We start from the raw sequence: 14,449 nt of genomic DNA on the forward strand, positions 1-14,449 counted from the left end.
TTTCACAGAGATTGGATAGGATACATGTCAAAATCGCCGATAAGGAAACACGATGAAAAGAATCTACTTCATTCTGATTTTAATGACCTTCGCGGCCTGGGCGGAGTTTCGAACCGTCGATGCGGAAACCGTGATCAAAATGCAAAAGAGCGGCGTTCCACTCATCGACATCCGCACTCCGGCCGAGTGGCAGGAGCGCGGGATCATCCCCGGGGCCCATCTGATCATGTTTTTCGACGCTCAAGGGCATCCCCATATCCGCCAATGGATGGAAAAGTTTTCACAACTGGTCCCGGACAAAAACCGTCCCTTTATCCTCTATTGTGCCCACGCCAACCGAAGCAAGGCGTTGGGAAAGTGGCTGAGCGAAAAACTGGGTTACAAAAAAGTCTATGAGCTCAAAGGGGGCATCGAATATGGATGGAGAGAATTGGGCAAGCCGGTCATCAAACCTAAAAATAATCGAGTAACCGAATAACCGAGTAATGAGTAACCGAGAAACTAATAATTAGTAATTTTTATCCGCTGCCATAACGACTAACGACCAATCAGCATTTTCCCGAAAGGATGAAGTCGACCGTATTGTTGACGTAGGCGTTGTGCTTGTTGTCTTTGTGGTAAATGATGTAGAATTTCCGGAGCATCGTATACCCCTGAAGCCGCGCCTCATAGAGTGTCCCCTCCTGCACCTCATCGGCGATGGCGTAACGGGAAATAATGGAGACGGTGGGATGCTCAGCATCTTTTTTGCTCTTTTTGACCGTTTGCAAAACCGCCGTGGAGCTTGAAACATCCGAAAGGACGTTGAAGTCTTTGCACCGCACGCCCAGATCCTCGAAGACCTCCTGCACCACCTTCCGGGTCTGGCTCCCCTCTTCCCGGCACACCCATTTGAATTCGTAGAGATCCTCGGGACGCAGGACCTTGGGGATGGGGACATTGCTGAAGACCACCAATTCATCTTCCCGCCACTCCCGGATCACCAGGTCGTCGTCGGTGATGTGCGCCTCGATGAGGCCCAAATCGATCTTGTGGTCCTTAACCCCCTTGACGATATGTTTGCTTACATCGACATCCAGTTTCACATCGTTGTTGATCATTTCGCTCAGAGTATTGAGACACTCGCCCGGGATGACGTAGTTTCCGATGGTGAAGGAGGCGCCCAGGTGGAAGGTGACTTTCTTGTTGATAATCCTCAGAATATCGGCATCGGCTTCGTGGATGCACTTTTCCAATTGCACGGCGACCTTATAGAGCTCTTCTCCCGCGTTGGTCAGGCGGATCCCGTTTTTCTTCCGCTCGATCACCTTGGTGTCGAGATAGTTTTCGATGAATTTGATCTGCTGCGTCACCGCGGGCTGGGAAATTCCCAGTTTCGCCGACGCCCGGGAAAAACTCCGCTCCCTCACTACCGTCAAAAACGTTTCCAGTTTTGTAAAATCTTTCAGCATAACCCTCTACTCCCCCTTCCGTCACTTGCCTTATAAATCCATTAACATTCTAACGAATATAAGCATAAGTCAAACTTATTACCATTCGGAGGTCTATCCTTATTTTCATCAATCACTTTGAATGCCGAAAACCCGGCTTCTCCATCAAAATTTAAAGCCCAGACGATATAATAATTTCAATTTAAGGCCACAAAATCAAAATGGCAAACGAAAGATGATTTTATGCTCGATGAACTGAACGACGCTCAACGTGAAGCTGCCACCCATATCGACGGCCCGCTTTTGATCCTCGCCGGAGCGGGCAGCGGCAAGACCAAAACCCTGACGACCCGACTGGCCTACCTCCTGGGCGAAGTGGGAATCGATCCCGCCAATACCCTCACCCTCACCTTTACCAACAAAGCGGCTACAGAGATGCGTGACCGGGCTTTGCGTATGATCGGGGACAAAGCGGCCTACCCTCCTCTGCTCTGCACCTTCCACAAATTCGGCCTGATCTTTCTCAAATTCCATATCGAACGCCTGGGACGGGACAACCGATTCGTCATCATCGACAGCGACGACAAGAAGCGCCTCATCCGTTCTCTCGCCAAAGATCAGAAGATCGACCTCAACCTCTCTTTCCTCGCTTCGGAGATCTCCAAATACAAAAACACCCTCCTGACCCCCGAAGAGGTGGTCGCCAAGGCGGAGCTCCCCGACTACAAAAAAGCCGCCCGGATCTATCAGCTCTACCAGGAGAACATCGAAGAGAACAACCTCGTCGACTTCGACGATCTGCTGATGCTCACCTACCGCATCCTCGAAGAGAACGAGGATCTTCGCAAAGAGACCAGCCAACGCTACCAATACATTATGGTCGACGAGTATCAGGATACCAACGAATTGCAGTATAAACTCCTGCGCCAACTCTGCAGCGAACACGATAACCTCTGTGTCGTGGGGGACGACGACCAGAGCATCTACGGTTGGCGAGGAGCCAACATCCGAAACATCCTCGATTTTCACCAGCACTTCGACAATACCAAGGTGGTCAAGCTGGAGACCAACTACCGCTCCACCAGGCCCATCCTCGAAGCCGCCAACGCCCTCATCGAACACAACAGCAAACGCCTGGGCAAAAAGCTCGTCAGCCACCGAGGCGACGGACCCGAGGTGGAACTGCTCCACTCTCTCGACGAAGCCCACGAAGCGCGCAACATCGCCCAGAAGATCAAGGGCCTGCTCGCCGAGGGGGTCGATCCCGACGAGATTGCCGTGCTCTACCGCATCAACGCCCTCTCCCGTTCCCTCGAAGAGGGATTCAGCCGGGAAGGGTTGCCCTTCAAGCTCATCGGCGGGATGCGCTTCTACGAGCGTGCGGAGATCAAGGACATCATCAGCTACTTCCGTGTCCTCTCCAATCCCCACGACGACTTCTCCTTCCTTCGGATCATCAACAAACCCAAGCGGGGCCTGGGAAAGACCAGCATCGACAAGCTGATGCGCCTGGCCCACGAGCGTCAGCAATCTCTCTACCAGGCCATCGAGAGCAGCAGCGAAGCGGAGCTCGCCTCCGCGGTGAGCAAAAAGGCCGCCAAAACCCTCAAAACGCTCAACGAAACGATCCACGAACTCCAGGATGAGGCGGAAAAATCCCTCTACAACTTCGTCGACTTTTTCGAAGAGAAGATTGGCCTAAAGGATTTTTACGGCTCTATGGTCGATGGGTTTGAGCGGATCCTTAACATCGACGAATTTTACGGTTACCTGAGGGATTCGGTAATGAAAAACCCTGAGCTCACCCTCGACGAGTTCCTCAACGACATCTCCCTGCAAAGCGACCAGGACGAAGTGGAGGGAGACGCCATCACCATCATGAGCATCCACGCCGCCAAGGGGCTGGAGTTTGAGCACCTCTACGTCATCGGAATGGAAGAGGAGTTCTTCCCCCTGCTGGGCGACGGGTGCAATATGGAAGAGGAGCGCCGGCTCGGTTATGTCGCCATCACCCGGGCCAAGACCCATCTGACCCTCTGCTACAGCGACAGCCGCTTCTACAAAGGGCGCCGCAAGCAACTGGAAAAGAGCCGCTTCCTGGGCGAAGCCGGCCTGATCCAAAACGCCAGCCTCAAAGTGACCCGCAACGCCGAATACAAAAAAGGCGACCTGGTCAAACACAAAATCTTCGGCATCGGCCGGGTCCAGGCGGTAAGCAAATCAGGCAAAGAGTACAAACTCCGAATCAACTTCGGCGGCACCAAAAAAGAGATCCTCAGCTCTTTCGTCCAACCAGCGTAAGCGAATGAGAAAATAGAAATGAGAAATGAGAAATTATGGGGCATCGCTTTGCGATGCGATGATTTAACATTCCATCTTCCATCTTCCATCTTCCATTCTATAAAAAAGCGTTGTAAAACAACGCTTACCTTAATTACTCATTACTCATTACTCATTACTCATTGCTCCTCGAAGAGGAGCCCCCTGTGAACCGCCTTTTTGTGGTGGACAAGCCCATCTTCATCTCCTCCAACCGCTATATGAACGTCATCAAACGGAAATACGGCGCTAAGAAGGTGGGCTTCTCCGGCACGCTGGACCCTTTCGCCACCGGCTGTCTGATCGTGGCTACGGGGCAATACACCCGACTCTTTCAATATTTGAAAAAAACGCCCAAAAGTTATCGGGCCACCCTCTGGCTGGGAGCGGAGTCGGCGAGTCTCGATATCGAGAATATCACCCGAATCGTCGAGACAGCGAAAGTGGATGAAACGAAACTGTGGGAAATTTTGGCTTCGCTGGAGGGGGAGCTGAAGTATCTGCCCCCCAAATACAGCGCCAAAAAGATCGGCGGAGAGCGGGCCTACGACGTGATGCGCCGGGGTGGGGATATCGAGCTCAGAAAAGTGCGCTCGGAAATCTATGAGCTCAAACTCCTCCACTACCGCCATCCCTTCATCACCTTTGAAGCGACAGTGAGTGAAGGCACCTACATCCGGAGTCTGGGGGAAATGATCGCCGAGGTGCTGGGGGTTCCGGGGACCCTGAGCAGCCTGCGGCGCCTTCACGAAGGGAAATTCCAAATCGGCAAAGAAGAGGCGCTCGATCCCCTGGAGTACCTCGCCCCGCCCAAAAACCGCTATTTCGGAGATCCCCAATGGCTGGAACTGGGCAAAAAACTCCAACCCCGCTTCTTCGAGAATCAGAAAGAGGGCCTCTATGTCGTGGAAACCGACGATTTCTTCTCCATCCTCGAATTCAAAGAGGGCGAAATCAAATACCGCCTCAATCGCATGCCGAAGTTTATGAAGGAGAGCAAAGAATGACCCCTATAATATTTTGCCGCTTCGCGGCACGCAAAAACTCTTCACTCCTCACTCCTCACTCCTCACTCGTTGATACTCGTCACCGGGGGACTCTCCCGTGACGAGTATCGACGCCCACGCCAAAGTCAACATCTTCCTCAAAATCACCGGATACCGAGAGGGCTATCACACCATCCTCTCCCGTTTTATGCGCGTAGAGAATCTTTACGATACCCTCTACTTCGTTCCTGCCGAGTGCGACACGTTTACTATCGAAGGATGCCCCGAGGTCCCGAGAGAATCCAATACCATCTACCGGGCCTGGAAAGCCCTCAACGAAGCGACCGGGGACCTCGATCTACTGGAATATTTTTATCATCATAAAGTGGTCGTAGAAAAACGCATCCCCTCCCAGGCGGGTCTGGGAGGCGGCAGCTCCGATGCCGGCGCCTTTTTACGCCTGACCCATCGGGTCTGCGATCTCAGAATCTCCCTGGAGGAGCTGGCCCGGATCGGGGCGAGCGTGGGGGCCGATGTCCCTTTTTTCGTCCACGACTATCCCAGCGCCAATGTCTCAGGTTTCGGCGAAATCGTCGAGCCTTTCGACGAAGCCCCCCTTCCCCTGGAGATTTACACCCCGCCTGTCGCCTGCGACACTGCGGCAGTCTATCGAACCTTCAAAGAGCACTTCCTTTCCGGAATCGATCCGGCATCCTTCTCCAGCTGGGAAAAGCTCCCCTCCAAAGGACTTTTGGAGCGGATCGACGATCCCGCCCTGCTCAACGACCTCTATCCCGCCGCCCTGCTGACTTGCCCCAGGCTCAAAGAGCATGCCAGGGAGGGATGGTTCTTCAGCGGTAGCGGAAGTAGCTTTTTCAGGCTTGCAAAGAAGTCCTAAGTCCTACTCTTTGATCAAAATATGTAAATACTCGTAGGTTTTTTCCTCTTTATATTCCCGGTTGTTATCGGCTTTATATCTTTGATACTCCTGTTTGAGCAGAGAGTATTGACCGTATTGCGACATAATCTCTTTTATCTCATTCTCACTCATCAACCCCTCGTTGTTGTAACTGAGGAAGATATATTTGAACTTCGCATCTCTTATCAATTGGTCAAAATTCTTCGCCACTTCTCTTTTTCTGCAATAGTTCGATTTGTAATATTCGGGAAGACCGCTTTTCCCTCTGGGCTCGAAGGGTTTATACTCTGCGATCGTGTTCAGGATATGATAATTGGCTCCATATTGCCGGTGGTTGTAGGGAGGGTCAAGATAGAGGATATCTCCTTCGATCTCTTTGATGAGTCGATTGGCATCGTCGCGATAGACCTTGTGTCCATTATCGCCGGTTTCAAAAAGCGCCGGTTCCAATGTCATAGGCTTCCGGGCACTTTTTTTCAGCTGTTTCAAAAAGGCGCCGTACACACTGGCCGTGTTGGCGACTTTGTCGGCACTCTCCAGGAGGCTGGCAAGTAAAAAATAGTATTCACGCTCATCAATCTCTCCCGACAGATGCCACTTTTCGATCTCACTTCTTATCGCATCGATCTTCTTTCCGTTTTCATCACTGAAATACTGTCGACCGCTTCCGCTCCCCAGGCAGTAATGATTATAAACAAACCCCTCTCTGCCCTCTAGAGAATCCAGCTTCGTTATGAGCTCTTCAGACCTCGGTATTGGTTCGTGATTTTCTATATAGTTTTTATTCAATACGAAAGAGTAAAATTCGACATCGTTGGCTATTACCTTTTTTACACTTGTCTTGAAGATCCTTCCGACGATGCCGGTCCCGGCGAAAATATCGCAAAATATTTTCTCGTTTGTATCGCCGACGACATCCTCTATCTCTCTTTTGATCCATAAAGAGAGCCGCTGTTTGCTTCCGATATAATTCATTTCAAATCTTTATTGACGCTTTTTATCTAACTATTTATCTCTATAAACCCACAAAATATCCGAATAGACTCTGCCCTCTCCAAAATCGAAAATATGCAAATTATTTTTGGAAAAATGCCCCATATAAGTATCTATCTTGTGTTTCAAAAATCCGATATACGCTTTTAATTTCCAATGCTGCATATCTTTACCGTCGTAGAGGATGACAAAAAGCCTGTTTTTCAAATGTTTCCTCTTCTCCTGGCTCTGATTCATATAGAGCCAATAGATCAACTCCTCTTCGTGGGCTCTCGCATACGCATAGGACCTCTTGAAACCTTTCGGAAAAACCGAGGTTTTGTGATCAAAGGGAATGCCTTCGATATAAAAATCGACCCTTTTGTCATATTTATTGATATTAGGCTCGACATTTCCGTGCAGGGAAAAGATATATTCAACCGCCTTCGCGCTCCAAAAGTTATACCATCTGTTTAAGGCGTAATCCCTTAAGGCTCCATCAAAAGCAGCTGTTCTCTCCAACAATCTTCTGAAGCTGTAGGTTGTATAGATGAAGTTGGTTCGATTGTCCCAATCGTCAGACTGCTTTTTCCCCCAGCGATAGGGGTAGTCAAGCCTTTTTCTCAATTCCCGCTCCACCCGTTCCAAATCCACGCTGTTTATCCTTCTGTTTCGACCGAAGTCAAAATAAATTTCAGAATACAATATTACTCCGCAAAGTGTTAACCCGACATTTTATGGAGCTATCTATTCAAAGCTCTGCCTTGAGTGAGAAAATTTTGTGGTCTCCTCTTTCCCTTCCTGTTATAATTCCGTCAAAGTCACAAAGGATAAAAGGCATCCATGGCCATCAAAATCATCGCACAGAACAAAAAAGCCAGACACGAATACGAGATCCTCGAGAAGTATGAAGCGGGGATCGAGCTGCAGGGAAGCGAAGTCAAGGCCCTGCGCCAGGGGCGGGTCAACATCAACGATGCCTACTGCCGCTTCATCAAAGGGGAGCTCTGGCTGCTCAATGCCCATATCGGCCATCTCGATACCGCCAACCGCCACTTCGCCAGAGATGAGCGGGCCCCAAGAAAGCTGCTGCTGCACAAAAAACAGCTCCACTCCCTCTACGGCAAAGTGAGTCGCGAAGGGCTCACCATCGTGCCGCTGATGCTCTATTTCAACGAACGCAACCGGGCCAAACTCTCCATCGCCCTAGCCAAGGGAAAGAAACTCCACGACAAACGCGAAACCCTCAAACGCCGCACCATGGAGCGGGAAGCCGCCCAGGCGATGAAAAACCGCGATTATTAGAGCCTATTGCGCCGAATCTCCGCCTTGAGCTTCCGATAGAGGGCCTTAAGCCGGGTTACAAATCCCTCTCCTGTACTCTCCGGGAAGAAAAGCTCCTTGAGCTCTTCTTTGATCTTTTTTAAAAAGATTTTGATTTCTCCGAATATCTCCAATGAACGTCGGTAAATTTTCGTCGCTTTGAGTCGGTCGATCCAATAGACCAACCGTTCATAGGCCCAGGCAAACCAGGCAAAGGACATCAGCTTTTCCCGGCTGACCCGAAAGAGCCAAAAGGTAAACGCCGCGATGGGGATCTTGAGGGCATAGATCATCAATCCCGGCAAAAACATCCCCTGAACCATCAAGACTCCTGCCGTGACCCCCGCCAGCTCGACCGCCACGAAGATCAAAACGAAAAAGACCAGGATTACATAGCGGTTCACCCCCGCAATGAGTCGCTCCAGGCGTTGCAGAATCCCCAAAGAGGCAAGATACTGAGCCACAGGCTTGGCGATCCCCTCCCAGATAAACTCTTCAAAGACGATGAAGAGAAAAACGAGTAGATACTGGATGGGAAGAAGAATTTTATAGAGAAGATCTTTCATAAAGAACCCTGAGAGAAAAATGTTTTGCAAGTATAACGGAAATCAAGGCTTTGTTTCGAATTGCTGTAGATTCGTAGAATATGGTTAGGAGCTCACACTAAGTAAGTGACTGAATTTGATAAAAAGACTCTTGATCGTGAAATTTGAGTAGATATTTCGTTACGATTTGCTGTAGATTTGTGGGTTGTTGCGAAGGAGCTTGCTCAAAGTAAATAAATGAATAATAGAAAATACGTCGGAAGTAAAGATTTTGTTTCGATTTGTCGTAGATTTGCGGGTTGTGGTAAAGGAGCTTACACTAAGTAAGTGACTGAACCGCTCCCGCAAAGATGCGGCAAAGCGGGACAAAAGATTACTTCCGGCGGAGTTCTTTGATCCGGGCCGCTTTCCCTTTACGATCACGCAGATAGAAGAGCTTGGCACGGCGGACACGACCGCGGCGGACCACTTCGATGCTCTCGATACTCTCGGAATAGAGGGGGAAGATCCGCTCTACACCGACGTTGTTGGCACCCATCTTGCGGACGGTAAAGGTTTTACCGGTACCTTCGCCGCGGATGGAGATGCAGACACCTTCGAAGTTCTGGACACGCTCTTTGTTGCCCTCTTTGATACGGACCGCGACACGGACAGTGTCACCGGCGCGGAATTCAGGGATGTTCTTCCCTTCGACCTGGGCTTTTTCAAAGCTCTCGATGTATTTGTTTTTCATACTTTTGCCTTCGCTCGTTGATATAGATCGGGTCGGAAGTACTTCGTTTTACACAAAGCCATCCGATTTTTAATGGCTGCGATTTTACTATGATTCCCCTTTAGGAACTCTGAAATCGCACGCTTTTTTTCGAACTCGTCCGGTTTGGTGAACGAGGGTGCTTCCAGGAGTGACGCTTCGAAGCTCTCGACCTCCAGGGATTCCTGATTTCCCAGGACCCCCGGCAGCAGACGGCTCACCGCGTCACAGACCATCATCGCCGGCAGTTCGCCGCCGGTGAGCACGGCATCGCCCACGCTGAAAATCTCATCGGCGTGCAGTTCGATGATCCGCTCGTCGATCCCCTCGTAGCGTCCCGCCACCAGAACCAGATGCTCTTTGCCCGCCAGCCGTTTGGCATCGTTCTGGCGGAAGGGTTTGCCGACCGGGGAGAGAAAGATGACGTGGGCCTTTGGCGATTGGGAGCGGAGCTCTTTGAGGGTATCGTGCAGGGGTTGGGGGGACATCAGCATCCCCGCTCCACCTCCGATCATCGGCTCATCCACTTTTTTGTAGCGGCTGGCGCTGTAGTCTCTGGGATTGCGGTAATCGATGGCGATATGCCCCGCCTCCAGAGCCCGTCCCAAAATAGAAGCGCCAAAATACCCCTCGACAATCTCGGGGAAAAGGGTCACGAAGGTAAAGCGCATCAGCTCGCCTCCAGGACATCTTTGGCGTCCCGGGTATGGAGCACCCTCTTCTCAGGATCGAAAGAGAGGATATAACGGGGAATGTAAGGAAGGAGGAACGAAGAGGGAAATCCGGCCTCTTTGAGCGCCGGATCTGTATCGATCTGGAGATAATCCACATCCAGCATACGCTGAATGTCCCGGACTTTGCCCAGGGGCTCCCCCTCCTCTTCCACCTCGGCCCCCAGGACCTCGAACCAGAAGTGTTCTCCCTCTTTGAGGGGACAGAGCTCCCGCGTCTGCTCTTCGTCGCTGTAGATCTTGGTATTGGTCAGTGTCCGGGCCTTCTCGGGGCTCTCGTATCCTTCGAAACGGATCAATCCGCGTTTGGGATTGTAAGAGCTGATCGTGAGAGGGCCGCGGCTGCTCTGAAGGGTGATACCAGGTTTGAACTGTTGGGGGAAATCGGTGTGGAGATGGAATTTGAGATCACCGCCGAGCCCGACGATCCGCCCGACCTGGGCGATGAAAAATCGCTCTTTTTTCACTGCTTCACTCCGCGGCGCGAACGCTGACACGGTAGCTTTTGCCGCCTTTGGCTTTGCAGCCGGAGATCACGGTTTTGATCGCATTGATCATCCGCCCCTCCTTGCCGATCAGCTTGCCCACATCTTCCTCGTCCGCATAGAGAACGATCTCATTATAATTCTCGTCCAGCGGACGCTCTTCGATCTGGAGCTTTTCGGGGTGGAGGACAATGAGCCGGGCGTAGGAGAGAATAAAATCCCGGACCATAGGAGGTCTTACTTCTTGCCGGCGAGGCGCTTGACGGTGGGGCTCATTTGAGCACCGACGCTGAGCCAGTAGTTGAGGCGCTCTTCATCCAGCTTGACCTCTTTCTCTTTGGAGATGGGGTTGTAGTATCCGATGGATTCGATCCAACCGCCGTCTCTGCGCTTGCGGCTGTCGGTGACAACGATGCGGTAGAAGGGTTTCTTTTTGCGTCCCATGCGGGTAAGTCTGATAACGGTCATTTTTGTTCCTTGCGAATATGATTTCAAAAGTTCTGACAACTCTCTTTGACGGTAAGAGACTCATCAGGACTTTGGACGCGAATTATACCAAAAAGTGCTGAAGATCTTTTGAAAATCGTTGAGCATGGTACCCCCAGGAGGACTCGAACCTCCAGCTAGGCCTTAGGAGGGCCCTGCTTTATCCTGTTAAGCGATGGGGGCTTTGAGGCGTGAAATGATACCCTCCGAGGGCTTAAAGAGTCGCAAGTCGCGAACACGGGGCTTCGCCCCTCAAGTCCCAAGTGTTTTGGTCGTTAGTCATCAGTCGTCGGTCGTTAGAAAACATTAGAGACTATTAAGAAGTAAAAAAATTACTCGGTTACTCGGTTACTCGGTTACTCGGTTGCTCATTCCTCATGAGATCTTCCGATTCCGTGCCGCCAGCAGGATCAGAGCGAAGACTGAGGCGATCGCCGGCCAGACCCAGCCGGGAATGGGGACCGGATCTCCCGCGGCGTAGGAGTGCATCCCGCTGAGATAATAATTGACCCCGAAGTAGGTCATGATGACGGAACTGTAGGCCAGTACCGCCGCCACATTAAAGGCGTAGATGCCCCTCAGCTTCGGGACAAAGCGCATATGGACCACTGCCGCGTAGACCAGGATCGTCACTGCGGCCCAGGTCTCTTTGGGGTCCCAGCTCCAGTAACGGCCCCAGGATTCGTTGGCCCAGACGCCGCCGAGGAAGTTCCCGACGGTGATGAGCCCCAGGCCGATGAGCAGGGTCATTTCGTTGATGATGGTCAACTCTTTGATCGCCCGGTCGATGTTGGGGTTGCCCCCCTTGCCCCGAATGATGAAGAGCACCAGCACCAGCATTCCCAGCAGCGCACCCAGGCCCAGGAAACCGTAGCTTGCGGTGATCACCGCCACATGGACCATCAACCAGTAGGATTGGAGCACGGGGACCAGGTTGGTGATCTGGGGATCGAGCCAATTGAGATGGGCGACGAAGAGGAAGATCCCCGCGAGGATCGACGTAGCCGCCATCGTCAGGGGAGAACGCTTGGAGAAGACGAAGCCCGCCAGGACCGTAGCCCAGGAGATGTAGAGGATCGATTCGTAAGCGTTGGACCAGGGGGCATGCCCGGCGATGTACCAGCGCAGCCCCAGGCCGACCGTATGAGCCGCAAAAGCCAGGATCAGCACCGCCATCGTGATCCGTACCGGCCATTTGAGAGAGAACGCGGGTCTGATGATATGTATGAAGGCCAAAACCAGCAGGAGCAGGCCCGCCAGGAGATAGACCGGGACCAGGCGGTTGAAAATATTGAACTTGTTGTAGGCGATCTCAAAGGCGATATGTTTCTGGGAGGGAATGATCTCCCCGCCATAGAAGTATTGATACTTTTTGATCACCCCCAGAGCCTTGTCCGCCTTTTCCCATTTTTGGGTCGCGATCCCCTGCTCTACATTCCTGAAATAGTTGGCGGTGAGCAGTTGAACCAGTTTTCCCTCTTTGGGAGGGAACTTCTTCATCGCATCGAGAGGGGAGTACCAGGTGTGGTTTTTGTCCCCCGGTTTGGGGAAGATCCGCAGCAGCGAACCCTGAAAGATCATATAGGTGATATTGAGGCGTTCATCCGCTTTGAGCAGCTCTTTGTCGTATTGGTTCCGCTCCGCCGCTTTTTTGCGCGATGCCTTGAGCACATCCTCCTGCAGGAGATAGGTCCCCTTCTTCTTGTCGAAAAAGTCGTTGTAGGAGGCGTAGCGCGCCGTTTTGGGCAAGCCCAGTTTTTTGGCGATGAGGGGATGGGCGATCTTGATCATTTTTAATTTTTGATAAACCTGGGGCTCTATGATCATCCCCAAAAAGACCTGATCGGCACTCATTCCAAGAAGCTCGTTTTTGCGGGAAATCTTGGAGAGGACCTCGTGAGCCAGGGTGTCCACCGGTTTCATCCGGCCGCCGTTGTCCTGGACCACCAGAGTTCCGAAATTGAGGGCGTGCTCCGGGCTAATCCCCCGGATGGTTTTGAGCTCTTTGGGACTGAGACTGGAAGCGTCGATGGAAGCCGCCTGCAGCGGGGAACCCCCCAACAAGAGGAGTCCCGTCACCATCAGCGCCGCCACCGGCTGCTCCAGTTTGCGGAGTTTGCGCCGCAGTGCCTGGAAGCGACCCTTGGGGCTGAGATAACTCCAGAGGAAACCTATGGCGATCAAGAGGTAGCCCAGATAGGTAATGAGGGTGCCGGGGTCGTGGTTGACCGAGAGGACCGTCCCCTTCTCATCCATATCGTAGGAGGATTGGAAGAAACGGAACCCTCGGTAATCCAGCACGTGGTTCATATAGATGTGATAGGGCATAGTGACATTCTTCTCCTTGTCGATGACCGTCACGTAACTGGAGTAAGAAGCGGGACTCATCGAACCGGGATAGCGCTCCAATTCGAAACGATCCAGCCGGATCCCGAAGGGCAGAGGGATAATCTTGGCCCCATAGCTCAGCTTGACGCCGATGTCGGGAAAATTGACGATGACGGGTGTGCCGGGCTGGGCCCGGTATCCGAGCAGATGCACGATCTTGCTCTCTCCATTGTGCGAAACCTTCATCTCCAACATCTGGGGGGTGCGTCCGCCGGGTTTGAGCGCCGTGTTCTGCCAGGCGATCTTGCCGTGGGGGATGAATTGGCGCAAAACGATGGAGTTACCGGCAAAGGTATAGAGTTGCCGTGCCTGGAAGGGATGGACCCCGGGAGCGATCCGGCCTCCTGTGCGGTCGGTCATATTGAGGGTCTGCATCGCCACGGGGGTCTCCAGGGTCAGATTCCCATCCTTGTTCCGGACATACAGAGTCGGTTTGACACTCGATCTGCGCCCTTCGAAGGAGAGGAGAAAACTTCCCATATCCTTTTCGCCTCCTTCGGGAAGGAGGAGATTCTCCCCCTGGGCCCCGGCGGCCACTTTGAGCTCCAGCACCCCCTTGCCCTTGGGATCGGGGAGCACGACCTGCCGGGCCGCGGGGAGATAACGCAGCAGCTCCAGCTTGACCTTTTTCCCGTCGAGTTCCAGTGTATCAGAAAGGTGATTCTTCGTCATCGAGGAGAGATAGAGGGGCCGGGTGTATTCGCTGATCTTTTTATGATCTTTGAGCGCCACATTGAGCATCATCACATCGCTGACCATACTTTGACTGGTCTGGCCCTGACGGATATGCTGAATCCCTTCGTAGCCCTCGTAGCGGGTCACCAGCGACCCTACCGCCACCAGCAAAAAGGCAATGTGAAGGGTCAGCTGCCCCCACTTTTCACGACGGTACATCCGGTAACGGAAAATGTTGTAGAGGATCGTCGCGCTGAAATAGAAGAGCAAAACTTCGAACCATTTGGCATTGTAGACCAGGGCACGGGCGGTCTGGGTTCCGTAATCGTTCTCGATGAAGGTAGCGGTTCCGATCGCGATGGCGAAGATCAGCATCAAAGCGACCGCCACTTTCATTGAGAAAAGTTTGTCGAAGAGTTTGGACATGCCTATATCACCT

15 protein-coding genes and 1 tRNA gene are annotated in these 14,449 nt (G+C 52.2%); 5 read left to right on the plus strand and 11 right to left on the minus strand.

The genetic code is table 11. The features are described 5' to 3' along the window. Positions 1–52 precede the first annotated feature (52 nt). On the plus strand, positions 53–478 hold the full coding sequence (locus NITSA_RS06945; RefSeq protein WP_013554312.1) for a rhodanese-like domain-containing protein: 426 nt from the start codon (positions 53–55) through the stop codon (positions 476–478). Positions 479–548: 70 nt separating this feature from the next. Here NITSA_RS06945 and NITSA_RS06950 read toward each other — a convergent pair whose 3' ends face one another. Continuing rightward, complete coding sequence (locus NITSA_RS06950; protein WP_013554313.1) at positions 549–1,451, minus strand: LysR family transcriptional regulator; 903 nt, start codon at positions 1,449–1,451, stop codon at positions 549–551. Between the two features lie 222 nt (positions 1,452–1,673). On the opposite strand from NITSA_RS06950, the gene NITSA_RS06955 reads away from it, so the two are divergent. From NITSA_RS06955 to NITSA_RS06965, 3 genes are all read left to right on the plus strand, one after another. Next, positions 1,674–3,731: an ATP-dependent helicase gene (locus NITSA_RS06955; RefSeq protein ID WP_013554314.1), complete on the plus strand. Its 2,058-nt coding sequence runs from the start codon at positions 1,674–1,676 to the stop codon at positions 3,729–3,731. Between the two features lie 185 nt (positions 3,732–3,916). Then, positions 3,917–4,756, plus strand: a complete 840-nt coding sequence (gene truB, locus NITSA_RS06960; protein WP_013554315.1) for a tRNA pseudouridine(55) synthase TruB — start codon at positions 3,917–3,919, stop codon at positions 4,754–4,756. Between the two features lie 97 nt (positions 4,757–4,853). After that, positions 4,854–5,633 carry a 4-(cytidine 5'-diphospho)-2-C-methyl-D-erythritol kinase gene (locus NITSA_RS06965; RefSeq protein ID WP_013554316.1) on the plus strand — a complete coding sequence of 260 codons (780 nt, stop codon included), beginning with the start codon at positions 4,854–4,856 and terminating at the stop codon, positions 5,631–5,633. Positions 5,634–5,636: 3 nt separating this feature from the next. Here the strand turns inward: NITSA_RS06965 and NITSA_RS06970 are convergent, their stop codons facing one another. Next, complete coding sequence (locus NITSA_RS06970; protein ID WP_013554317.1) at positions 5,637–6,629, minus strand: DNA adenine methylase; 993 nt, start codon at positions 6,627–6,629, stop codon at positions 5,637–5,639. Between the two features lie 30 nt (positions 6,630–6,659). Beyond that, positions 6,660–7,280, minus strand: a complete 621-nt coding sequence (locus NITSA_RS06975) for a hypothetical protein (RefSeq protein ID WP_013554318.1) — start codon at positions 7,278–7,280, stop codon at positions 6,660–6,662. A 189-nt stretch (positions 7,281–7,469) separates the two neighbouring features. Between NITSA_RS06975 and smpB the strand changes: the two genes are divergently transcribed. Continuing rightward, the gene (smpB, locus tag NITSA_RS06980; protein WP_013554319.1) at positions 7,470–7,931 is read left to right on the plus strand and encodes an SsrA-binding protein SmpB; all 462 of its coding nucleotides are present in this window, start codon (positions 7,470–7,472) and stop codon (positions 7,929–7,931) included. Here smpB and NITSA_RS06985 read toward each other — a convergent pair. The 8 genes from NITSA_RS06985 to NITSA_RS07020 form a co-directional block, all read right to left on the minus strand. Then, on the minus strand, positions 7,928–8,515 hold the full coding sequence (locus NITSA_RS06985) for a hypothetical protein (RefSeq protein WP_013554320.1): 588 nt from the start codon (positions 8,513–8,515) through the stop codon (positions 7,928–7,930). The genes smpB and NITSA_RS06985 overlap by 4 nt on opposite strands. Before the next feature lie 352 nt (positions 8,516–8,867). Continuing rightward, positions 8,868–9,227: a 50S ribosomal protein L19 gene (rplS, locus tag NITSA_RS06990; protein WP_013554321.1), complete on the minus strand. Its 360-nt coding sequence runs from the start codon at positions 9,225–9,227 to the stop codon at positions 8,868–8,870. Next, complete coding sequence (gene trmD / locus NITSA_RS06995) at positions 9,224–9,916, minus strand: tRNA (guanosine(37)-N1)-methyltransferase TrmD (RefSeq protein ID WP_013554322.1); 693 nt, start codon at positions 9,914–9,916, stop codon at positions 9,224–9,226. The genes rplS and trmD overlap by 4 nt, the downstream gene beginning before the upstream one ends. After that, on the minus strand, positions 9,916–10,443 hold the full coding sequence (rimM, locus tag NITSA_RS07000) for a ribosome maturation factor RimM (RefSeq protein WP_013554323.1): 528 nt from the start codon (positions 10,441–10,443) through the stop codon (positions 9,916–9,918). The genes trmD and rimM overlap by 1 nt, the downstream gene beginning before the upstream one ends. Positions 10,444–10,447: 4 nt before the next feature. Then, the gene (locus NITSA_RS07005; RefSeq protein WP_013554324.1) at positions 10,448–10,690 is read right to left on the minus strand and encodes a KH domain-containing protein; all 243 of its coding nucleotides are present in this window, start codon (positions 10,688–10,690) and stop codon (positions 10,448–10,450) included. Positions 10,691–10,698: 8 nt separating this feature from the next. After that, positions 10,699–10,929: a 30S ribosomal protein S16 gene (rpsP, locus tag NITSA_RS07010; RefSeq protein WP_013554325.1), complete on the minus strand. Its 231-nt coding sequence runs from the start codon at positions 10,927–10,929 to the stop codon at positions 10,699–10,701. Positions 10,930–11,054: 125 nt separating this feature from the next. After that, a tRNA-Arg gene (locus tag NITSA_RS07015) sits at positions 11,055–11,130 on the minus strand. A gap of 192 nt (positions 11,131–11,322) precedes the next feature. After that, positions 11,323–14,436: a cytochrome c biogenesis protein gene (locus NITSA_RS07020; protein ID WP_013554326.1), complete on the minus strand. Its 3,114-nt coding sequence runs from the start codon at positions 14,434–14,436 to the stop codon at positions 11,323–11,325. Positions 14,437–14,449 lie beyond the last annotated feature (13 nt).

It is taken from the genome of Nitratifractor salsuginis DSM 16511, from assembly GCF_000186245.1.
Lineage (GTDB): Bacteria > Campylobacterota > Campylobacteria > Campylobacterales > Sulfurovaceae > Nitratifractor > Nitratifractor salsuginis.